Here is a 23299-nt window from a genome sequence, read left to right as displayed (position 1 = left end):
TGAACCTAAATTTTAAATTAATACCTAACGTCTTCTATCTCGTTCTTGGGCATCAACAACAGCAATTGCGGTCATATTTACCATTTCGTCTACACTAGCCCCTAATTGTAAAATATGAACAGGTTTGCGCATTCCCATCATAATTGGACCAATAGATTCAGCATGATTGAGTTCCTTGAGTAATTTATACGTAATATTTGCCGCATCTAAATTTGGAAAAATAAGCGTGTTTACTTTACGACCTGCTAATTTTGAAAACGGAAATATATCTTGAAGTAGTTTTGGGTTTAAAGCAAAATCACTTTGAATTTCACCATCAACCACCATTTCAGGATAGGCTTTATGCAAATAAGCTACAGCTTCTCTTACTTTTTCTGCTCTTGGATTCTCTGAAGACCCAAAGTTAGAATACGAAATCATAGCGGTTACGGCCTCTATTCCGAACATTTTTGATACACGCGATGTCATTCGTGCAATTTTAGCCAAATCTTTAGCTGAAGGATCTATATTTATAGAGGTATCACTTAAAAACATTGGTCCTCTTTGTGTCATCATTACGTTAGTAGTTGCCACTCTAGTAACTCCATCTACCATCCCAATTAGCTCTAACATAGGTCTAACAACAGACGGGTAATTACGAGAATAACCTGTAACAAGCGCATCAGCATCTCCTTCATTTACCATCATGGCAGCAAAATAATTACGCTCGCGCATTTTTTTCTCAGAAGAATAGATGGTAACGCCTTGACGTTTTCGTTTTTTCCAGTACGCTTTTGCATAGAGGTTTTTACGCTCGGTCTCTTCATCCGATTTAGGATCTATAATTGGAACATCCGCATCAAATTCAATTTCTTTCATCAACTCCAAAATGGTTTCCTTTCTTCCTAAAAGAATAGGATGCGCAATACCTTCTTCGTAAGCAATCTGAGCTGCTTTTAAAACATCTAATTGATCTGCTTCTGCAAAAACCACACGTTTAGGATTCGTTTTCGCTCTACCCAATAACATACGAACTAGCTTATTGTCTGAACCTAAACGTTCTAATAATGAAATTTTATACCGTTCCCAATCTTCAATTGGTTCTTTAGCAACACCGCTTTCCATTGCAGCTTTGGCTACAGCTGGTGGCACCACTGCGATAAGTCTAGGATCAAAAGGTTTTGGAATGATATAATCTCTTCCGAAGGTTAATTTTGTTTCTGCATAAGCAATATTTACTTGTTCAGGTACCGATTCTTTAGCCAAATTAGACAAGGCTTTAACGGCTGCCATTTTCATAGCTTCATTAATTTTAGTGGCTCTTACATCTAAGGCTCCTCTAAAAATAAATGGAAATCCAAGCACATTATTTACTTGATTAGGATAATCACTGCGACCTGTTGCCATTATAACATCATCTCTAGTGTCCTTAGCGAGTTGATAATCTATTTCGGCCACAGGATTTGCCATGGCAAACACAATAGGATTTTCCGACATTGATATAAGCATATCTGGCGTAACAATATTAGGTTGCGATAAGCCTATGAATACGTCCGCATTCTCCATCGCTTCACTTAAAGTATTTATTTTACGATCGGTTGCGAACTCAGCTTTTTGAGACGTTAAATTATCTCTATCCGTTCTAATCACACCTTTGCTATCTAACATTACAATATTCTCACGGATCGCACCACAGGCTTGATATAATCGTGTACAAGAAATTGCAGCTGCTCCAGCTCCACTAACGACTATTTTAACATCTTCAATATTCTTTTCTGCTATTTCTAAGGCATTTATTAAAGCGGCTGCAGAAATTATTGCTGTGCCATGCTGATCATCGTGCATTACAGGAATATCTAATTCTTCCTTTAAGCGACGCTCTATTTCAAAAGCTTCAGGTGCTTTTATATCTTCTAAGTTAATCCCTCCAAATGTTGGTGCTATATTTTTTACTGTGGCTATAAAAGCTTCGATATCTTCGGTATCAACTTCAATATCAAACACGTCAATATCGGCAAATATTTTAAAAAGTAAACCTTTTCCTTCCATCACTGGTTTAGAAGCTTCTGGTCCAATATTTCCCAATCCTAAAACTGCTGTTCCGTTGGAGATTACGGCAACAAGATTTCCTTTTGCTGTGTATTTATAGACATTTTCTACATCTTTAGCTATTTCTAAACACGGCTCTGCTACACCTGGAGAATACGCTAAAGATAAATCGCGTTGTGTCGCATATTTCTTAGTTGGTACCACTTTTATTTTACCTGGAGTTGGCTTAGCATGATATACTAATGCTTCTAAACGTTTGCTTTGTTTGCTCATTTTGGATTAATCTTTAGGATATTCAAATTTAACAATCCTTACAATGAAATAGCTCATCTTTTGAAAAATAATACTAATTCCTATTTAAACTTAGATTAGTTTTTTATTCTTCTGTTTATCAGAATTGTTAGAGTTGATTTTTAATTTCTATTAAGTAACAGTCACTTATTTTATCGTATCTGTTTAAACGTAGGGATACTTATTTTTTCAAAGTAAAAATGAACTTAGCTCCATGGTTAAACTCAGATTCTATTGTAATTTTGCCATCAGACTTTTCAACAATTTTTTTCACTGTCGCCAAACCAATACCATTTCCTACACGACCAAATCTATCTTGTTTAGCCACTTTTTCAAAAATATTAAATATTTTATTGTGATTTTTGGTGGCAATTCCGGGCCCATTATCCTTTACAAAAAACTCATAATGCGTTTGAGTTTCAGATACGCCGAATTCTATTTCAACATGAGGCTTATCATTATATTTTATAGCATTAGACACCAAATTCATTAAAATATGGTGGACTACTGTTTTGTTGGTTTCTATTTGAGTTAAAGATGAATTTAAAACCAGTTTAAGATTATGATCGAAATTAAATAGACCTTCGATTTCTGATTTTAATTTTTCTAAATTAATGTAGGTTTTCTTTTGCTTTAAAAAGGTGTCACTTCTACTATAATCTAGAAGTCCATTGATTAATTCTTTAAGGTTGTCTGAAGATTTAATTATCATTTCTAACAATTCAACACCATCATGGTCGATCTGTAATTTATAGTCTTCTAAGAATAATTCTGCTAAACTAGCAATATTTATCAATGGAGATTTAAGATCGTGTGCAGCGATATATGCAAATCGCTCTAATTCTTTATTTTTTTCTTCTAAATCTTTTAATGCAACGTCTAACAACGACTTGCTTTTGCGAAGTTCTAATAAATTCATTACCTGATTTGAGAGTGCAGACAAAGATTTTAGTTGACTCTGACTCAGTAAATTTGGCTTATCATCCAAAACGCATAAGGTCCCTAACGGAAGTCCATTTTCACTAGTAAGCGGAACGCCTGCATAAAATACAATTTTAGGATCTCCTGTCACTAATGGATTATTCTTAAAACGCTCATCTGTTCTAGCATCTTGAATAATAAATATGTTGCGTTCATCATTTATAGCATGAGCGCAAAACGCATACTCCTTAGGTGTCTCGCTTTCATCTGTTCCATAATGCGATTTAAACCATTGTCGTTTATCATCTAAAAGGCTAATGAGTGCAATGGGAGTATTGCAAATTTCTGCTGCAATGGCTGTAATATTATCGTAATCAATTTCTTGAATGGTATCTAAGATGTCATAGGATTCTAAATTCTTTAAGCGTTGTACTTCATTTATGTGTGGCTTTGGGGCGATCATAATAAATATTTATAATGTCCAAAGTTAAACATTACTCTTAAGCACATGTTATACAATTTTCATAAATTATTATTTAAAACCTTGTTAAAACACAAATTCACTATTTTAACTTGTTAAAATTTACCTTCTTAAACTAATATCATGAATGATTTTTTTAAAGTTGAGGGTGTCAGAAGGACGTGGTGCATTATCTAAAACAATGTCATTTTTTGTATTGAAAATGACATATCGTGGTATAAATTCAACTTTTAGGGCTTTACCTAAAGAGGTGTTCTTTCCTCCTAATATTAAATATTGATTTCTTACATTTAAAAACTCGCTTAATTCGCTTGACGGTTTTTTCCAACGCTCTACATCTTTATCAATTGAGAGGTAAATCCATTCTACGTTTTTTTCAATGGCTAATTTATCCTTAAAATCCTTTTCTTTTTTTATCTCATCAATGCAAGGTCTGCACCAACTTGCCCAAAAATCAAGAACTCTTACCCGTTTTAAAGACCTTTTAAAAAGATAGTCCAAAAATTCTAATCCTTCAAAAACTTGATATTCCGCTCTAAACCAGAAAACTTCGTCCGTTTAACAGCCGATTTCTGAAACACTTTTTTAAAGGTATCTTCTGTAATGTCCTCCCAATCCTTTTTGGTCATGTCTAATAATTCAGGATGCGGATTAAATAACGGTTCATTATGTGGTTTTGAAAACTTGTTCCATGGACAAACATCTTGGCAAATATCACAGCCAAACATCCAGTCATCAAATTTGCCTTTAAATTCTGAGGGTAGATTTTCTTTAAGCTCTATAGTGAAGTAGGAAATACATTTACTACCATCAACGACATAAGGTTCTGTAATGGCTTCGGTTGGGCAAGCATCAATGCATTTAGTACAAGTACCACAATGATCTGTTGTTATGTGGTCGTATTCTAATTCTAAATCTATGATGAGTTCGGCTATAAAATAAAAAGAACCTACTTGTTGGGTTAATAAATTTGAATGTTTACCTATCCAACCCAAACCCGACTTTGCAGCCCAAGCTTTATCTAAAACTGGTGCGGAATCAACAAAAGCACGTCCGCCAACCTCTCCTATTTCATCTTGAATAAAATACAATAATGACTTTAGCTTGTGTTTTATGACATGATGATAATCGTTTCCGTAAGCATATTTGGAAAGCTTATAAGAATCGTCCGTTTGAGTTTCTGACGGATAATAATTCAACAGTAAAGATACCACACTTTTTGAACCTTCAACAAGTAATGTTGGATCTAAACGTTTATCGAAATGATTTTCCATATAACGCATTTCACCATTCATATTCTTATTTAACCATGCTTCTAGTCGTGGAGCTTCGGTTTCTAGGAATTCAGCCTTACTAATGCCACAAGACAAAAAACCGAGGCGTTTGGCTTCGGCTTTAATCATCTCACTGTATTTAGCTTTATGGTGTAACACTACTATCGTTTTTCAAACTTTAAAAAAGCATTTTTAGGCTTTAGGGTAATTAATGGTGTGATATCAATAGCATCAAACTCTGGAATTATTTTAAAACTAGACACTAATTCTGAAACCGCAATAATCATTTCGAACATGGCAAAATTATTTCCAATACATTTCCGTGGACCTGCTCCAAAAGGAAAATAGTGAGATGAAAATTTACGACCACCTTCACTAAAACGTTCAGGTAAAAAGGCATCGGGTTGTTCCCATAATTTAGGATGACGATGCATTTCATAAACCGAGAATAAAAGATTACATCCAGCTTCTATATGCAAATCATTAAAAGTATCTGTTTCTTTATTTACACGGTCTATAAAGTATACTGGTGGATACAATCGCATGCCTTCTTCTATAACTTGCTGACAAATTTTAGATTGGGTTACCAAGTCCATTAAATCATCGCTATTTGAAAGAATTGTATCCCGTTCTTTTAGTATTTTTTCTTGCCACTCAGGATGTAATGCTAAGAGTTGTGTTATAAAAGTGAGCGCGTTAGACGTGGTTTCATGACCTGCCGTAAACAAAATTAAGATTTCATCAATGAGCTGCTCTTCTTCCATTGGATTACCATCGTCATATCTCGCCTCTAACAGCATGTCTAATAAATCATTTTCCTTTACTTCAGAAGCTCTTCGTTCGTTGACAATACGTTTTAGTATTTGTCGTGCCTCGCCGGTTAAATCAATGTGTTTTTGAATTTCTCCACTCACATTAAACCACCATCCCAAATACGGTTGGCGTAACTCTTTAACTAACATTTTTTGTGCAGCTTCTGTAATATATTGCAACCGATTAATATCGTCTTGGTTAGCCGCACTACTAAACAATGATTTTACAACGGCTTGAAATGCCAAGTCATTAAGAATTGGAAATATGTCTATAGTAGCATTCGTAGTAATCTTGCTATATTCGGAAAGAATAGCATTTTTAATACTATCTAAAAGATTTGCTAATTGTTTTTTATGAAAGGCTGGTTGAATGAGTTTGCGTTGTTTCTTCCAATGCTCTCCTTCTGCAGTTAACAATCCGGTACCAACATATTTTACTAAATCTTCTGTTTGGATTTTAGATTTGGTATAATTTTTCTGATTCTTCTGAAGTACATATTCTGCAAAGGCCGCATCTCTAACAAAGACAACACTATTTTTAAATCCGATCTTTAATCTAAAAACATCACCTTGCGCTTCAAAATTTTGATGATGAAAAGGCAGTGGGTTTTTAAGAATCTCTAAAGAGTGTTTAAAAAATCGACTTAAAGGAACCGTAGGTATGTTGCTTTCTGATTTCAATATATAATTAATGGTATTTAAATTAAGTTTAAAACAAGTTAGCGCCTAAAAATCTATACGATTTTAAAACAATCCTCCTTGCGTCGGTCCTTTTATTTTACCCAAATGTTTATATGCCTGTTCCGTGACTTCACGCCCACGAGGTGTTCGCATTATAAAGCCTTGTTGAATTAGGAATGGTTCATACACTTCCTCAATGGTTTCTGTACTTTCGCTAACTGCCGTGGCAATAGTGCTAATACCAACTGGTCCACCTTTAAATTTATCGATTATGGTCGTTAGAATCTTGTTATCCATTTCATCCAATCCATAAGCATCAACATTCAATGCTTTTAAAGCAAATTTTGCAATGGCGATATCAATTTTTCCATTGCCTTTTATTTGAGCAAAATCTCTAACACGTCTTAATAATGCATTGGCAATACGAGGTGTACCTCTACTTCTACCAGCGATTTCTATAGCGGCTTCCATAGAAATTGGCATATTTAAGATTGTAGCACTACGCTGAACAATTGTGGTTAGTAATTCGGTATTATAATATTGAAGTCTACTTTGAATTCCAAACCTAGCACGCATTGGAGCAGTCAATAACCCAGAACGTGTAGTTGCTCCTATTAAGGTAAATGGATTTAAACTCAATTGGACGGTTCTGGCATTTGGACCAGATTCAATCATGATATCAATTTTATAATCTTCCATAGCAGAATACAAATATTCTTCTACAATTGGACTCAACCTATGGATTTCATCAATAAAAAGCACATCACGCTCATCAAGGTTTGTTAATAAACCTGCTAAGTCTCCTGGCTTGTCTAAAACAGGTCCTGACGTTACTTTAATACCAACATCTAACTCGTTGGCTAAAATATGAGCTAAAGTCGTTTTTCCAAGTCCTGGAGGACCATGAAATAAGGTGTGATCTAATGCTTCTTCTCTGAGATTTGCAGCTTGCACAAAAACCAATAAATTTTCCAAAACCTGATCCTGACCAGTAAAGTCTTCAAACGTTAAGGGTCTTAATTTCTTTTCAACATCTAGTTCTTCTGGACTGAAATTATCGGTGTTTGGATTTAGATTTTCGTTCATCTTTAGTTCCCACGACAGTGGGAATCTCATTTAGGTTATAAAAAAAGATTCTGAACCATGTTCAGAATAATCAAATGTGTTAAACAAATATAAAGAAAAAGACCTTTGGAAACTATAAGCTTTCCAAAGGTCTTTTTTAATTTATTATGAGAATCCTGACTTCGCAGGAATTTACTAATGTTGTAATTCCTCTTCCCCTTCCATTAAAGGAACATTCTGAGGTACAAAATCTACATCATGTCCTGGTTTACTATAATCATAAGACCAACGGTAAACATGAGGAATAGCTCCTGGCCAGTTTCCATGAACATGTTCTACTGGTGTTGTCCATTCTAAAGTTGTAGATCTCCATGGATTTTGCACCGCTTTTTTACCATAGAACATACTAGTAAAGAAGTTATATAAATAAATAATTTGTGCAAGACCACCAATTATAGCAAAAATGGTAATGATGACATTAGTATTTGCTAAATCATCAAATAATGGGAAACTAGAATTAGTATAATAACGTCTTGGTAAACCTGCCATTCCAATAAAGTGCATTGGGAAGAATACTCCATAAGCACAAACTGCCGTTATCCAAAAGTGTAGATATCCTAGATTTTTGTTTAACATACGACCAAACATTTTTGGATACCAATGATAGATACCTGCAAACATTCCATAAAGAGCAGAAATACCCATTACTAAGTGAAAGTGAGCAATAACAAAATACGTATCGTGTACGTTAATATCTAATGCGCTATCACCTAGAATAATCCCTGTTAACCCACCAGTTATAAATGTTGAAACAAATCCAATACTAAACAGCATGGCTGGATTCATTTGTAGATTCCCTTTCCACAGTGTCGTAATCCAGTTAAACGCTTTTACTGCAGAAGGAATAGCAATCAATAATGTTGTAAATGTAAATACAGAACCTAAGAAAGGATTCATACCTGAAACAAACATATGGTGACCCCAAACTATTGTTGACAAAAATGCAATTGCTAAAATTGATGTAATCATAGCACGATACCCAAATATAGGCTTACGAGAACTTGATGCCATAATTTCAGACACTAATCCCATTGCTGGAAGAATAACGATATATACCTCAGGGTGTCCTAAGAACCAAAATAAATGCTCAAACAATACTGGAGAACCACCTTGATAATGTAACACTTCACCTTGTATAAATATATCTGATAAGAAGAATGAAGTTCCAAAACTTCTATCCATTATTAATAGTAGTGCCGCAGAAAGTAAAACTGGGAATGAAACAACACCAATAACAGCTGTAACAAAGAACGCCCAAATTGTTAAAGGTAATCTTGTCATAGACATTCCTTTTGTACGAAGGTTAATGACTGTAACAATATAATTTAATGATCCTAACAACGACGAGGCAATAAAAATAGCCATCGATATAAGCCATAGCGTCATACCCAAACCAGAACCACCAGAAGCCATAGGCAATGCCGATAATGGAGGATAAATTGTCCAACCTGCAGCAGCTGGACCAGCTTCTACAAATAAAGAACTTAGCATGATAACACATGATAAGAAGAACAACCAATAAGACACCATGTTAAGAAAACCAGACGCCATATCTCGCGCTCCAATTTGCAACGGTATTAATAGGTTACTAAACGTACCACTTAAACCAGCTGTTAATACAAAGAATACCATAATGGTACCATGTATTGTTACCAATGCCAAATAAACATCCGCATCCATAACTCCATCAGGAGCCCATTTACCTAATAACGCTTCAAATAATACATTTGGCTCTTCTGGCCAAGCAATTTGCATACGAAACATAATAGACATTAAAACACCAATAACACCCATTATCGTACCAGTAATTAAATACTGTTTAGCAATCATTTTATGATCAATACTAAAGATGTACTTAGTTACAAATGTTTCTTTGTGATGATGTACGTCGTGGTCATCGTCGTGACCGTGTGTATCTACTGTTGCTGACATAATCTGTTTATCTTTTTCTTAAAAGCTTAGTTAGTTTAATGAATTTGGGAATGTTTTTTGTTCTTTCATCCATGCATCAAATTCTTCTTGAGTTTCTACAATAATCTTCATTTGCATATTGTAGTGCGATTTTCCACAAATTTTATTACATAATAAAAGGTAATCAAATTCGTAAAGTAATTCTTGACCAGATTCTTCAATCTCAACTATTCTTTCTTTTCGAAGGTCATTAATATTTTTAACTTTCTCAACCATATCAGGATTCTGACGCATGTCAGCTGTAGTCACCGTTGGAGTAAAAGCAAATTGAGTTACCATACCTGGTACACAGTTCATTTGAGCTCTAAAATGAGGCATATAAGCTGAGTGCAACACATCTTGAGAACGCATTTTAAATACGACTTGTTGACCAACTGGTAAATGCAACTCGGAAACAACAACGTCATCCTGAGCATTTGGATCATCTTCGTCTACCCCTAATGTATTAGCACGATCAATGTCAATTAATCTTACGTTTGCTTTTCCTAAAACATTGTCGTTACCACTATATCTAGCCGTCCATTTGAATTGCTGTGCATATAACTCAATAACCATTGGGTCTTCATCTTCGTCCACATTCATAATATCATTCCAAGTGAATAAACCATAAATGATTAAACCAGCTAAAACAATAACAGGAATTACCGTCCAAATAAACTCTAATGTATTATTATCGGCATAGAACAATGCCTTTCTTCCTTTCTCACCTTTATACTTATAAGCAAAATAGTGTAATAAAAATTGTGTGATTGTTTGCACTATAAAGATAACCACCATTGAGATAATCATAAGATTATCTACTTCTACACCGTGTTCAGATGCCGCGTTAGACATAAGAGGTAAATCTCCGATATACCAAAAACACAAGATGGTAATTACGTAGATAAACACTAAGAAACCTATCATTAAGTAACCATTAATCTTGTTGTCGTGATCATCCGCAATTTGCGTGTTAATCGTTCCAACCTGGGCTAGGTCAAATATTTTTACCATTTGCCACAAGGCAACAGCTACAAAGAGTACAATTATAATTGTTAATAAAGCAGTCATTATCGTTTCTGTTCTTATTTAAAATTAATAATGGAAATTTTCACTTTCCTTAACAAATGGATTTCCTTTTGCTAACAATGGATATTTACCAAGTGATGTAAATACTAAAAATATAAATAAGCCAGCAAAGAATAATATTGAGCTTATTTCTGGAATTCCAATAAACCATCTGTCACCAACTGTTGCAGGCATAATCATATTGAAAATATCTAAATAATGACCACCAAGAATAACGATTCCTGTCATTATTACAAACCAATTTACACGTTTAAAGTCACTATTCATTAATAATAATAGCGGGAAAATGAAATTCAACGCTACCATACCAAAGAATGGTAAATTATAGTCTTCAATACGTGTTATAAAGTATGTTACTTCTTCAGGTATGTTAGAATACCAAATTAACATAAATTGAGAGAACCATAAATACGTCCAGAATATACTAAAACCAAACATAAACTTCCCTAAATCGTGAATATGGCTATCATTTACATGCTCTAATAAACCTTTAGACTTAAGGTAGATTGTAACCATAGCGATAACCGTAATACCACAAACAAGCATACCAGATAATACATACCATCCAAATAAAGTACTAAACCAGTGTGGATCTACACTCATTATCCAATCCCAAGACATTACTGATTCGGTATAAATGAAGAATACTAAGAAACCAGCAGAAATTCTGAAATTCTTTTTAAAGTTACTATTGTCATTTATATCCGCATTGTCTTGTGCTAATGAGAATTTTCTTGAGAAGTATTGATATGCCGACCATCCTGCTAAGAAGATAATACCTCTTATAAAGAATCCTGGTTTATTTAACCAACCAGATTTACCTGCTACAAGCGCGTCATATTTTTCGTGCCCTTCAGTAGTAATTCCATCTGTTAACCAAATAAACACATGACTATCGGCAAAAAAGGCAATCAATAAAACTATTATTCCACCTGGTAAAACATAAGATGTAATACCTTCCATAACTCTAAATAATACTGGCGACCAACCTGCCTGAGCTGCATGCTGTATAGCATAAAATGCTAATACACCTAAAGCAATCATAAAGAAAAAGAAACCTGCAACATATAATGCAGACCAAGGTCTATTATGCACTTGGTGCAATACGTGCTCAACATGTTTTTTATGCTCATCAACATGATCACCCTCTGAATGATCATCTTCAGCATGTGAAGCACCATGAGCTTCCTCAACAGTAGCTACTTCCGAAACCTCACCATGATGAGTTTCTTCGCTTAGCATCGTTTCGATATCCTCAAAAGACTTATGAGAATCAATGAAGCCATAACCAACACCTAATGCGCCTAAAATCATTAAAATGATTGCTCCTATTCTTAATCGATTTGAAATTTTATATTCCATTATATAATCTTTATCTAAATCTTATTTTTCTAAATCTGCCTTCAGTTTCTCAACATAAGCAACAACTTGCCAACGTTCTTCTTCATTCAATTGGTTAGCGTAAGAACCCATTGTATTTTTACCATAATATAAAGTATGATAAATACTTCCGGTTGTAATGGCTCTACCAACATCGGCATAACTAGGTACACCTAGAATCTTTTCACGAGATACTAATTTACCTTTACCATCACCTTTATTTCCGTGGCAGATACCACAATAAATCCCGTATAATTCTCCACCTCTGTCATAATCGATATCAGAAGCATCAATTGGATTCGTTAAATTTGCTTTAGCAAACATAAACCCTTCAACTGTATTTTCAATCTCAAAAGGCATAAAATCTCCTCTTGGTATTGAACCTTCAGCTGGTAACTGAGCTTGTCTACCGTTCTCAAAAGCGTCTGATTCTTGATAAGTTTCATAACCAATCGGTTCATACATATTTGGCATGTATTGATAGTTTGGCCTAGAATTCTCTTGGCAAGATACAAGACTTACCAATAATCCTAATACTACGATATATTTTGTGGCTATCTTCATATTAATGTGCATCTTCATCTTTATCAATAATGTTTATCTCAACAGCACCTGTTGATTTCAACAAATTAGTTAATGATTCTTCGTTATTATGAACTGCGATTTCCATTAAAAAATGGTCATCTGTAGTTCTTGGGTCAGGATTCTCAGCGTCTTTAAATGGCCACATTCTACTTCTTAAGTAAAATGTTATTACCATTAAGTGGGCAGCGAAAAATACCGTTAGCTCAAACATAATAGGAACAAATGCAGGCATATTTTCTAAATAACTAAAGCTTGGTTTACCACCTATATCTTGTGGCCAATCTTTAATCATTATAAAATTCATCATAGCAAAAGCGACCGATAAACCAATACAGCCATATATAAATGCTGTAATTGCTAAACGTGTAGGTGCTAATCCCATTGCTTTGTCTAGTCCGTGAACCGGAAAAGGTGTATATACCTCTTCGATATGATGTTTTTCTGCTTTCACCGTTTTAACGGCAGACATTAATACATCATCATCTGTATAAATAGCATGAATTACTTTCGAAGCTTCCATAAACTATATTAGTTGTTTAATAAATTTTTAGCTTGTCCTGACCAATCATCACGTTCTGCTCTTCCTGGGAAGGTTCCTGTGATTGAGTCTAACAAGTCGTATTCTTTTTTCGTCATCTTACTTACCTGAAGGAAAGTATAAATACCTATACTGTTAAGTACTTCTTCCATTTTTGGTCCAATACCATTAACGGTTTGTAAATTATCAGCTGTTTGTGTTGTAGCATCAAATTTACCAATACCTTCAAATAAACTATTCAACTTTTCTTCATTACTACTTGGTAATTCTGTTACTGATTGTTCTATTGAAGCTGTAGATTTAAAAGCAATAGGATTAGATGTTCTTGAATCTGCACCAGTACCTACCAAACTATCACCACGATCTCTAATAATCTTATAACTTTCACCAGAAGATTTTAATATGGTTTTAACTTCGGCTTGTGCTATTACTGGGAATGTACGTGCGTACAACAAGAATAATACAAAGAAGAATCCAATTGTTCCGATAAAAATACCAATATCCACAAATGTTGGAGAGAACATGGTCCAAGATGATGGTAAATAATCTCTGTGTAATGAGGTTACAATAATTACAAAACGCTCAAACCACATTCCGATGTTTACAATAATTGAGATAAAGAACGAGAACATAATACTTGTTCTAAGTTTCTTAAACCACATAAACTGCGGAGAGAATACGTTAAAAGTCATCATACACCAATAAGCCCACCAGTATGGTCCCGTTGCTCTGTTTAAGAATGCAAACTGTTCGTATTCTACACCAGAATACCATGCAATAAATAACTCTGTAATATAAGCTACACCAACAATAGAACCTGTAATCATAATTACAATGTTCATTAATTCGATGTGTTGTACTGTAATATAATCTTCAAGGTTACATACTTTTCTCATAATAATAAGAAGTGTATTTACCATGGCGAATCCTGAGAATACCGCACCTGCAACGAAGTAAGGTGGAAAAATCGTTGTATGCCAACCTGGAATTACCGACGTAGCAAAATCAAATGATACAATGGTATGTACAGAAAGTACTAAAGGTGTTGCTAAACCAGCAAGTACCAAAGATACTTCTTCAAAACGTTGCCAATCTTTTGCTCTTCCAGACCAACCGAAACTTACTAAAGCGTAAATTTTCTTTTGAAAAGGTTTAACAGCTCTATCTCTTAACATCGCAAAATCTGGTAATAAACCTGTCCACCAGAAAACTAATGATACAGATAAATAGGTAGAAATTGCAAATACATCCCAAAGTAAAGGTGAGTTAAAATTCACCCATAACGAACCAAATTGATTAGGAATTGGTAATACCCAATAAGCCAACCAAGGACGACCCATGTGAATAATTGGGAACAATCCTGCTTGAAAAACTGCAAAGATGGTCATTGCTTCTGCAGAACGGTTAATTGCCATTCTCCATTTTTGACGGAATAATAATAGTACTGCAGAAATTAATGTTCCTGCATGACCAATACCAACCCACCAAACGAAGTTAGTAATATCCCAAGCCCAGTTTACGGTCTTATTAAGACCCCAAACTCCAATACCTGTAGATACGGTATAAATAATACAACCTATTCCCCAAAGAAATGCGACTAAAGCAATGCTGAAAACAATCCACCATGCTCTGTTGGCTTTGCCTTCCACTGGTCCTGCTACATCTAATGTAACATCGTGATACGATTTCTCGCCAGTGACTAAAGGTCTTCTAATAGGTGCTTCGTAATGAGACGCCATAATTATATACTTGTTTCTTTAATTATTTTATTCATTTGAAATTGAAACTTAACTTCCAACTTCGGACTTACTACTTTCTATATGTTTCTAACCTTTGTTTGATAAATTACGTTAGGTTTTGTGCCTACGTATTCTAACATGTGATACATACGGTCATCTGCTTTTAATGCTGATATCTTACTAGCTTCATCATTAACATCACCAAACATCATTGCACCATTTCCACAAGCTGCTGAACAGGCTGTTTCAAATTCACCATCTTTAATTTCTCTACCATCACGTTTCGCGTCTAAAATTGTTTTTTGTGTTTTTTGAATACACATAGAACATTTTTCCATAACTCCACGAGATCTTACAACAACATCTGGATTTAAGACCATGCGACCTAAATCATCGTTCATGTAATAATCAAACTCATCATTCTTGTTATATAAGAACCAGTTGAAACGACGTACTTTATATGGGCAGTTGTTCGCACAATAACGAGTACCTACACAACGATTATAAGCCATTTGGTTTTGACCTTGACGACCATGAACTGTTGCTGCAACAGGACAAACCGTTTCACAAGGCGCATGATTACAATGCTGACACATTACAGGTTGAAAAACAACTTGAGGGTTATCTGCAGGATCTTCTAATCTACCAAATGTTGATAACGAACCGTCACCTTCTCTATCTCCAAATACATAGTCTCCGAAACCTAAACCATCAGTTGCATGCTTTTCTGCTTGATCATTATCAAAAGTATCATTAGACGAATAATAACGGTCAATACGCAACCAATGCATATCTCTACTACGTCTCATTTCAGACTTTCCTACAACAGGCACATTGTTTTCGGCATGACAGGCAATTACACATGCTCCACAACCCGTACAAGCATTTAAGTCTATAGATAAGTTAAAGTGATGACCAACTGAACGATCAAACTCATCCCATAAATCAACATCAGGAGATGTTACAGGAGTTTCAATATGATTAAGAGACACTTTAGGAATTTTATTCCAACCGTGCTCTTCGTGTTCTTTACCGTAAGTATTGAAAATTTCTAATCGCGTTTCTTTAATAATGTCACCGCGACCCATCAACGTATTATGCAACTGTACACACGCAAACTCATGTTCACCAGCAGCTTTTTCAATAGTAATATTTTGTACAGAATTAAAACCTTGGTATAACGGATAAGCGTTAACACCGGTTTTCATTTCATCTTTTAAAGCTTTTGAAGTTCTACCGAAACCTAAAGCTAATCCAGCAGAACCTTTTGCTTGTCCTGGTTGAATTATAACAGGTAATGTAACAGCTTCAGCTCCATTAACCGAAACTTTAGCATAACTACCATTTAATCCACCATTAGCAACATTCCAGTTTTTTATCTCTAATCTATCAGCATCCGCTTGAGAAATCGTTAAATAGTTATCCCATGTTGTTCTTGTGATAGGATCTGGAAACTCTTGTAACCAAGGGTTATTAGCTTGTTGACCATCACCCATACCTGTTTTAGTATAAAGTGACAACTCCATACCATCGGTAGGTTTCGTTTGTGCTAATGCTCTCGCTGCAGCACCACCAGTTAATACTGATGCGACACCCACAGTATCAGATGTATTATTTACAGTCGTTGATGTTGTAGACGTAGTGTATTCGTCTTTATCTTCTTCTTTGATGCCTACACCTACAGCAACATCATGAATGACACCACCTAAAAATGTTCTATCTTTTTTATCTTTTAATTCAGTTGTAGTCGATTCAGTTGTCGTTGAAGATCCTGTTGAGCCGCTTCCATTTCCAGAAGTACCTACAACAAAAATACCATCTTGAACGGCTTTATTAAATGAAGCCCCATTTAATATACTTTGTGACCAAACTGATTTTAAATAATCTCTATAAGTTCCAGACGTTTCTGTCCAACTCATTAATACTTCTTGAAACTGCTTAGTATCAAATAAAGGACGAATTGTTGGCTGCATCATTGAATAATGACCAGCTTTTAACTCAACATCTCCCCAAGATTCTAAATAATGAGGTGCAGCTGCTATGTATTGACAATTTGTTGACGTCTCATCTTGTTTCATTGAGAATGCAACAGATAAATCTGTTTTCGCAAGACCTTCAGCAAAATCTGAAGCATTTGGCAACGTATACATTGGATTAACGCCATTCATAATGATGGCACCAACTTTACCAGCTTTCATATCAGCAACTAATTGCATTACTGCTTTATTACTTCCCTGTCTTGTTTTAATTGTTGTTTTAGGATCAAAAGCTTTGCTTCTTAAATGCTCATTGATTTCTAAAACTGTTGATTGAGCATTCACATCTTGAATACCTGATACAACAACAGCATTACTTCCTGCTTTACTTAATTCGTTAGCCGCAGCTTGAACAGCTTTGTCTAATGCTTCAGGAAGATTAACACTTCCTACAGAATTTCCAGTAATACTACTATATAATTTAGCTAAAGCTAATTTTTGTTGACTTGGTGTTAATGGCACACGCTTATCTGCGTTAGCACCAGATAATGACATATTAGATTCAAACTGAATATGTCTAGACATTTTACCATTTTCTGGAATACGCTTTTTAGCATAAGCAGAGTCAAAACCTCCACCTTGCCAATCTCCTAAGAAATCCGCACCAACAGAAACAATAGTCATTGCTTTAGAGAAATCGTAATTAGCCATTCCTCTTGAGCCATACTTTGCTTGGTAGGCATCTAAAGTTGCAGATTCTGAAACCGCATCATAAGCAACGTGATTTACGTTACCATATTTAGCTTTGAATTCTGCAATTAATTTATTTGTAGATGGACTTGGCATAGATTGCGTTAACAACACAATTTGTTTACCATTAAGTCCCTTTAATTTTGAAGTTGTTTCCGATAAAAAAGTATCCCAAGAAATTTTAGACTCACCTTTCATTGGTGATTTAACCCTAAGATTATCATACAATCCTAAAACTGAAGCATTCACTCTAGCATTTGCTGTTCCGTTTGTTGCAGCATCCGTGTTATTTTCAATTTTAATAGGTCTTCCTTCTCTTGTCTTCACTAAAACACTAGCGAAATCAAAACCATCTGCAATCGTAGTTGCATAATAGTTAGCAACACCCGGAATTATCTCAGTAGGTTGTACTATATAAGGAATGGATTTAATAACAGGTCCTTCACAGGCCGCCAAAGAAGCAGCTGCTGTACTAAAACCAACGTATTTTAAGAAATCACGACGCGACGTAGATGAAGATTCTAAAGACTCTTTATCTCCCAAAAAATCGTCTGTAGGAATCTCTTCCACAAATTCATTCTGTTGAAGCGCCTCAACAATAGAGCTATTTTCGTTTAGCTCTTCAACACTTTTCCAGTATTTCTTGTTTGATGACATAGTGTTTATTTATAATTTTCGATTTTCGAACCTAAAATTAAAGTCTTTTATAACTTCAATAAATTCAATCTAAATATTTAACTCTTTTAATTTTATGTTTTTTTTCTCTTTTAAGTGCTTACTGACGTATCAGAAATTACAAAAAGCGAGTTTTAGTAATGACACTTACCACATTCTAAACCACCCATCTGTGCTACTGTCAATTCCTCAACACCATACTTTTTAGATAATTCTTCATGAATTTTAGTGTAATATTCGTTATCCTTAACTTTTACGTTAGTTTCTCTGTGACAGTTAATACACCATCCCATAGTTAAAGGAGCATGCTGATACATGATTTCCATTTCTTCAACAGGACCATGACAAGTTTGACATTCAATACCTCCAACTTCAACATGTTGAGAGTGATTAAAATAAGCAAAGTCAGGTAAGTTGTGGATACGTATCCATTTTACAGGGTGTGATTCACCAGTATAACCAGTTCCATCCCAACCTACAGCATCATATAATTTTTGAATTTCAGCGTTGTAGTCTACACTATGTTCACCCATCCCTTCTGCAAAGGTATCCTCAGATACTTCTGAAATTGATTTATGACAATTCATACACACATTTAACGAAGGAATACCAGATGTTTTACTCACTCTTGCAGAAGAGTGACAATATTTACAATCGATTCCATTATCTCCAGCGTGTATTCTATGCGAATAATGAATTGGCTGCACTGGTTCGTAACCTTTATCTACACCAACTTGCATAAAGTAACCATATACAAAATAACCACTAGCTAACAAAAAGACCACAGCTGTAACCAATACTAAAAATTGATTTTGAGCGAAAGCTTTCCACAATGGTGTTCTTTTATTCTCAGCAATAACATCGATTCCTTTAGCTTCAGCAAAACGATTCAATGTTTTATTCACTAAAAATAAAGCCATTGCTAATAACGCAAATAATAATGCTAGTGCACCAAGAATTAAATCGTTAGATATTCCACTTCCTTGCACAGGAACTCCCTCAACAGCACCTGCTGTCACAGGAGGTTCTGGTTTCGGTGCAGCCGTATAAGCTAAGATATCAGCAATATCCTGATCACCTAACTGCGGAAAAGGAGTCATAGGCACATTGTTCCACTCAGCTAATAATTTATTTGCATAAGCATCACCAGATTTAATAACTGACGCGCTATTTCTAATCCAAGCACTAATCCATGCTCTATCTAAACCTTGTTCATCCCCTAATCTAGCTTCTACGTTACGCAAAGCTGGACCCGTCATTGGCTTATCTAGCTTATGACATGCTGCACAATTAGAATTAAAGAGCGATTTTCCATTTACTGGATCACCGTCTTGAGCTATAAGGGAGGTTGAAAAAGAAAGCAATAGAACAAGACAAAGACTAAAAATCTTTGAGGTTAAACTACAGTAAATCACCTGTTTCATATTATAAGTTGGATTATCTTCTAAACTTTGGTACGATTTTTTCATTCAAAAAGTGAAAAAAGATGTTATAAAAACTCTGGCAAAAGTAACATTTAAAGTCGATTTTGAAAATCTTAGAGAAGTGTTAATAGATAATTTATACCAATTCTAAATAACTTTTTTAAAATTTAATATGCGAATATTCGTTACCCATTTATCGACCGCTTGAAGAGCAATTGATTACAATAGAAATGTCCCTTAAAAAATTTGGTACATGTTAAATTGAATGTTTTACCTTTGTCTAATAATTTGAACTTATGAAAATAAAAAATAGAACTTTTGCACTTTTAATCATTGGCTTTGGTCTTACTGCCACATTAAACGCACAACAAGGTGTTGTTAATGTTAGTCAGGATAGTGATATTGATAAATTACTAGAATATAAAAAGGATATTAAAACCACAAAGGTTTATAAAATACAAGTATATCAAAGTATCGATATTGATAATGCCCAGCGTGAAAAAGAAAATTTCTTAAACACCTATGACGAATGGCCTACAGAGATTATTTGGAATACGCCCAATTACAAGGTTTGGGTTGGCAATTTTTCTACTAGACTTGAAGCTGACCGCGCTTTAGTTAAGATTAAGGAAAACTATATGTACGCTAATATACTTCAACCAAAAATAGAACAATAAGACTTCATTTTATCCCATAAAAAAAACCGACAATCACTTGTCGGTTTTTTTATTTCTATAAATGTTATAGTTGTTATTTCAACTTTTTCTTCACTTCTACTTCTTGGAATGCTTCAATTACATCACCTTCTTTAATGTCGTTATAGCCTTTAATTTGCATACCACAGTCATAACCCTTAGCAACTTCTCTCACGTCATCTTTAAATCGTTTTAAAGCTTCTAATGTACCTGTATGAACAACAACACCGTCTCTAATAATTCTGATTCCAGAATTTCTAAAGATCTTACCATTCATTACCATACACCCTGCAATGTTTCCAATTTTAGAAACTTTAAAGATTTCTCTAATTTCGGCAGTACCTGTAACTTCTTCTTTAACTTCTGGAGATAACATACCTTCCATAGCATCTTTAAGATCGTTAATGGCCGCATAGATAATTGAGTAAGTTCTGATATCAATTTCTTCCTTATCAGCAATCATTCTTGCATTTCCAACAGGACGCACATTAAATCCAACGATAATAGCATCAGACGCTGTTGCTAATAATACATCACTTTCTGTAATGGCACCAACACCTTTATGTATAATATTTACTTGAATCTCTTCAGTAGATAATTTTTGGAAAGAATCTGTTAATGCTTCTACAGAACCATCCACATCACCTTTAAGGATAATATTCAATTCTTGGAAATCACCAAGAGCTATACGTCTTCCGATTTCATCAAGAGTAATATGACGTTGTGTTCTAACAGATTGTTCACGCTGCAACTGTGCACGCTTAGTTGCAATTTGTTTTGCTTCACGCTCATCTGCAAAGACATTAAACTTGTCACCTGCTTGTGGAGCACCATCTAAACCTAGAATAGACACCGGAGTTGCGGGACCAGCTTCTTTAACATCTTGTCCTCGCTCATCTTGCATGGCTTTTACTTTACCACTATTCTTACCTGCTAAAACGTAATCACCAACTTTTAATGTACCTGCTTGTACCAATATGGTTGATACATAACCTCTACCTTTATCTAAATAAGCTTCTACTACTGTTCCACTTGCTGCTTTATTAGGGTTTGCTTTTAATTCTAAAAGTTCAGCTTCTAATAATACTTTTTCTAATAATTCTTTAACACCTGTACCTTGTTTAGCAGAAATATCGTGAGATTGAATTTTACCTCCCCAATCTTCTACTAAAAGATTCATTTGTGCTAATCCTTCTTTTACTTTTTCAGGATTTGCATCTGGCTTATCAATTTTGTTAATCGCAAATACGATTGGTACTCCTGCAGCTTGTGCATGAGAAATCGCTTCTTTCGTTTGAGGCATTATAGCATCATCCGCAGCAACAACAATAATCGCTATATCTGTTACTTGAGCACCACGAGCACGCATCGCTGTAAAGGCTTCGTGACCTGGTGTATCTAAGAATGCTATTTTTTGTCCGTTTTCTAGTTGTACTCCATAGGCACCAATGTGCTGTGTAATACCACCAGATTCACCTGCAATTACATTTTCTTTACGTATATAATCTAATAGTGATGTTTTACCATGATCTACGTGACCCATTACGGTAACGATTGGCGCTCTTTCTACTAAATCTTTTGGGTCATCTTCAACAACCACAATAGATTCTTCGATATCTGCTTTGATAAATTCAACATCAAAACCAAATTCTTCTGCAACAATAGTTAAGGTTTCCGCATCTAATCTTTGGTTCATGGTTACCATCATACCTAAAGACATACATGCTGAAATAACTTGCGTTACACCAACTTCCATCATCGTCGCCATCTCACTTACAGTAACAAACTCAGTAACCTTAATAGTTTTACTTTCTGCTGCTGCAATTTCTTGATCGATTTCCGTTTGTTGACGGTGTTGATCTCTTTTATCTCGTCGGTATTTTGCTCCTTTACCTTTATTAGATTTACCCTGAAGCTTTTCTAAAGTTTCACGGATTTGTTTTTGAACATCTTCTTCACTTGGCTCTTCTTTAACAACTTTTGGCCTTGCAGCATTACCGCCACGACCTCTTGGTGCACCTCTTTTATTATCGAAGTTTGGCTTACCAGGTGTATCACCCGTTTTGCTAATTCTACGTCTTTTACGTTTATTAGCATCACCAGGTTTAGCTGTTTCTACTTTTTTCTTCTTAGGCTTATTAAATTGAGATAAATCAATTTTTTTACCTGTAGTAACCGGTCCAGTAAGTTTTTTGTATTGTGTCTTAAGCGTTTCTTCTACTGGCGCACTTGGAGTTGCAGGAGTTTCTTCTTTTTTAGTCTCTTCTTTCGATTTGGTCTTTTCAGTTTGTTCAGCCTTTTCAACCTTCTCTACTTTTTCAACCTTCTCTACTTTTTCAACTTTGTCTACCGCCTCTGTTTTTTCAACTTTTTCAAGCTTTTCTACCTTTTCAACTTTTTCAGTCTCCTTTGGTTTTTCAGCTTTAGGCGCTTCCTTAGGTATTTCAGACGTTACCTCTGGTTTTTCAGCTTTAGGTTCTTCCTTAACTTCTGGAGTTTTAGGGTCTTCCTTCTTTTCAGCTTTAGGTTTGTTATCTAAGTCAATTTTACCAACTTGTTTTGGTCCACTTAACTCAGCTTTAGCCTTAACCACAGATTCCCTTTCGGCTTTCTGCTTTTGCTTCTCTTCAATTTCGCGTTCTCTTTGTTCGCGAAGCTCTTCTTTTTCTTTAAGTTTTGCTTCACTTACTTCTTGAGCTTTTTCACGCTTAGATGCATCTGTCTGAAATTCATCAGAAAGCGTGTTGTAAACCTCTTCCGAAATTTTAGTATTAGGGCTTTTCTCAATTTCCACACCTTTGGATTCTAAAAAATCCACAGCACGATCTATTGAGATATTTAATTCCCTTAATACTTTGTTTAATCTTGTCATTTGAGCCATAAAC

16 protein-coding genes are annotated in these 23299 nt (G+C 34.9%); 1 reads left to right on the top strand and 15 read right to left on the bottom strand.

Annotation, left to right across the window (positions count from 1 at the left end; genetic code table 11):
- Positions 1 to 24: 24 nt before the first annotated feature.
- The 14 genes from HM992_RS05670 to HM992_RS05605 form a co-directional block, all read right to left on the bottom strand.
- Positions 25 to 2301 carry an NADP-dependent malic enzyme gene (locus tag HM992_RS05670; protein ID WP_179319014.1) on the bottom strand — a complete coding sequence of 759 codons (2277 nt, stop codon included), beginning with the start codon at positions 2299 to 2301 and terminating at the stop codon, positions 25 to 27.
- 199 nt (positions 2302 to 2500) lie between these two features.
- Positions 2501 to 3703, bottom strand: a complete 1203-nt coding sequence (locus HM992_RS05665; protein ID WP_179319013.1) for a sensor histidine kinase — start codon at positions 3701 to 3703, stop codon at positions 2501 to 2503.
- Between the two features lie 120 nt (positions 3704 to 3823).
- Positions 3824 to 4222, bottom strand: a complete 399-nt coding sequence (locus HM992_RS05660; RefSeq protein WP_179319012.1) for a TlpA family protein disulfide reductase — start codon at positions 4220 to 4222, stop codon at positions 3824 to 3826.
- Between the two features lie 5 nt (positions 4223 to 4227).
- The gene (queG, locus tag HM992_RS05655) at positions 4228 to 5124 is read right to left on the bottom strand and encodes a tRNA epoxyqueuosine(34) reductase QueG (protein ID WP_179319011.1); all 897 of its coding nucleotides are present in this window, start codon (positions 5122 to 5124) and stop codon (positions 4228 to 4230) included.
- A 32-nt stretch (positions 5125 to 5156) separates the two neighbouring features.
- On the bottom strand, positions 5157 to 6488 hold the full coding sequence (locus HM992_RS05650; protein ID WP_179319010.1) for a cytochrome P450: 1332 nt from the start codon (positions 6486 to 6488) through the stop codon (positions 5157 to 5159).
- Positions 6489 to 6551: 63 nt separating this feature from the next.
- On the bottom strand, positions 6552 to 7574 hold the full coding sequence (ruvB, locus tag HM992_RS05645; RefSeq protein WP_179319009.1) for a Holliday junction branch migration DNA helicase RuvB: 1023 nt from the start codon (positions 7572 to 7574) through the stop codon (positions 6552 to 6554).
- Positions 7575 to 7748: 174 nt separating this feature from the next.
- Complete coding sequence (locus HM992_RS05640) at positions 7749 to 9545, bottom strand: cytochrome c oxidase subunit I (protein WP_178985985.1); 1797 nt, start codon at positions 9543 to 9545, stop codon at positions 7749 to 7751.
- 30 nt (positions 9546 to 9575) lie between these two features.
- The gene (locus HM992_RS05635; RefSeq protein ID WP_178985986.1) at positions 9576 to 10634 is read right to left on the bottom strand and encodes a cytochrome c oxidase subunit II; all 1059 of its coding nucleotides are present in this window, start codon (positions 10632 to 10634) and stop codon (positions 9576 to 9578) included.
- 24 nt (positions 10635 to 10658) lie between these two features.
- The gene (locus tag HM992_RS05630; protein WP_179319008.1) at positions 10659 to 12014 is read right to left on the bottom strand and encodes a quinol:cytochrome C oxidoreductase; all 1356 of its coding nucleotides are present in this window, start codon (positions 12012 to 12014) and stop codon (positions 10659 to 10661) included.
- A 21-nt stretch (positions 12015 to 12035) separates the two neighbouring features.
- Entirely contained in the window at positions 12036 to 12596 is a 561-nt protein-coding gene (locus HM992_RS05625; RefSeq protein ID WP_229720452.1) for a c-type cytochrome, read from the bottom strand.
- Position 12597: 1 nt separating this feature from the next.
- On the bottom strand, positions 12598 to 13137 hold the full coding sequence (locus HM992_RS05620; RefSeq protein ID WP_178985988.1) for a DUF3341 domain-containing protein: 540 nt from the start codon (positions 13135 to 13137) through the stop codon (positions 12598 to 12600).
- An 8-nt stretch (positions 13138 to 13145) separates the two neighbouring features.
- Complete coding sequence (nrfD, locus tag HM992_RS05615; protein WP_178985989.1) at positions 13146 to 14894, bottom strand: NrfD/PsrC family molybdoenzyme membrane anchor subunit; 1749 nt, start codon at positions 14892 to 14894, stop codon at positions 13146 to 13148.
- 77 nt (positions 14895 to 14971) lie between these two features.
- Positions 14972 to 18277 carry a TAT-variant-translocated molybdopterin oxidoreductase gene (locus HM992_RS05610; protein ID WP_179319007.1) on the bottom strand — a complete coding sequence of 1102 codons (3306 nt, stop codon included), beginning with the start codon at positions 18275 to 18277 and terminating at the stop codon, positions 14972 to 14974.
- Positions 18278 to 18429: 152 nt separating this feature from the next.
- On the bottom strand, positions 18430 to 19719 hold the full coding sequence (locus HM992_RS05605; RefSeq protein ID WP_179321038.1) for a c-type cytochrome: 1290 nt from the start codon (positions 19717 to 19719) through the stop codon (positions 18430 to 18432).
- Positions 19720 to 20015: 296 nt separating this feature from the next.
- Between HM992_RS05605 and HM992_RS05600 the strand changes: the two genes are divergently transcribed.
- Complete coding sequence (locus tag HM992_RS05600; RefSeq protein WP_178985991.1) at positions 20016 to 20396, top strand: SPOR domain-containing protein; 381 nt, start codon at positions 20016 to 20018, stop codon at positions 20394 to 20396.
- Between the two features lie 73 nt (positions 20397 to 20469).
- Here the strand turns inward: HM992_RS05600 and infB are convergent, their stop codons facing one another.
- Positions 20470 to 23295, bottom strand: a complete 2826-nt coding sequence (gene infB, locus HM992_RS05595; RefSeq protein ID WP_179319006.1) for a translation initiation factor IF-2 — start codon at positions 23293 to 23295, stop codon at positions 20470 to 20472.
- Positions 23296 to 23299: the final 4 nt, after the last annotated feature.

The sequence above is a fragment of the Winogradskyella helgolandensis genome, assembly GCF_013404085.1.
Taxonomy (GTDB): Bacteria; Bacteroidota; Bacteroidia; order Flavobacteriales; family Flavobacteriaceae; genus Winogradskyella; species Winogradskyella helgolandensis.
The sequence above is the reverse complement of the archived record's forward strand: the minus strand, read 5'-3'. Positions and strand labels throughout refer to the sequence as shown.

Coding starts and splice junctions, on each gene's coding strand:
- HM992_RS05610 (WP_179319007.1), bottom strand. CDS start 18,277: ATGTCATCAAACAAGAAATACTGGAAAAGTGTTGAAGAGCTAAACGAA.
- queG (WP_179319011.1), bottom strand. CDS start 5,124: ATGATTAAAGCCGAAGCCAAACGCCTCGGTTTTTTGTCTTGTGGCATT.
- HM992_RS05600 (WP_178985991.1), top strand. CDS start 20,016: ATGAAAATAAAAAATAGAACTTTTGCACTTTTAATCATTGGCTTTGGT.
- HM992_RS05630 (WP_179319008.1), bottom strand. CDS start 12,014: ATGGAATATAAAATTTCAAATCGATTAAGAATAGGAGCAATCATTTTA.
- HM992_RS05665 (WP_179319013.1), bottom strand. CDS start 3,703: ATGATCGCCCCAAAGCCACACATAAATGAAGTACAACGCTTAAAGAAT.
- HM992_RS05670 (WP_179319014.1), bottom strand. CDS start 2,301: ATGAGCAAACAAAGCAAACGTTTAGAAGCATTAGTATATCATGCTAAG.
- HM992_RS05640 (WP_178985985.1), bottom strand. CDS start 9,545: ATGTCAGCAACAGTAGATACACACGGTCACGACGATGACCACGACGTA.
- HM992_RS05635 (WP_178985986.1), bottom strand. CDS start 10,634: ATGACTGCTTTATTAACAATTATAATTGTACTCTTTGTAGCTGTTGCC.
- infB (WP_179319006.1), bottom strand. CDS start 23,295: ATGGCTCAAATGACAAGATTAAACAAAGTATTAAGGGAATTAAATATC.
- nrfD (WP_178985989.1), bottom strand. CDS start 14,894: ATGGCGTCTCATTACGAAGCACCTATTAGAAGACCTTTAGTCACTGGC.
- HM992_RS05605 (WP_179321038.1), bottom strand. CDS start 19,719: ATGAAACAGGTGATTTACTGTAGTTTAACCTCAAAGATTTTTAGTCTT.
- ruvB (WP_179319009.1), bottom strand. CDS start 7,574: ATGAACGAAAATCTAAATCCAAACACCGATAATTTCAGTCCAGAAGAA.
- HM992_RS05625 (WP_229720452.1), bottom strand. CDS start 12,596: ATGAAGATAGCCACAAAATATATCGTAGTATTAGGATTATTGGTAAGT.
- HM992_RS05620 (WP_178985988.1), bottom strand. CDS start 13,137: ATGGAAGCTTCGAAAGTAATTCATGCTATTTATACAGATGATGATGTA.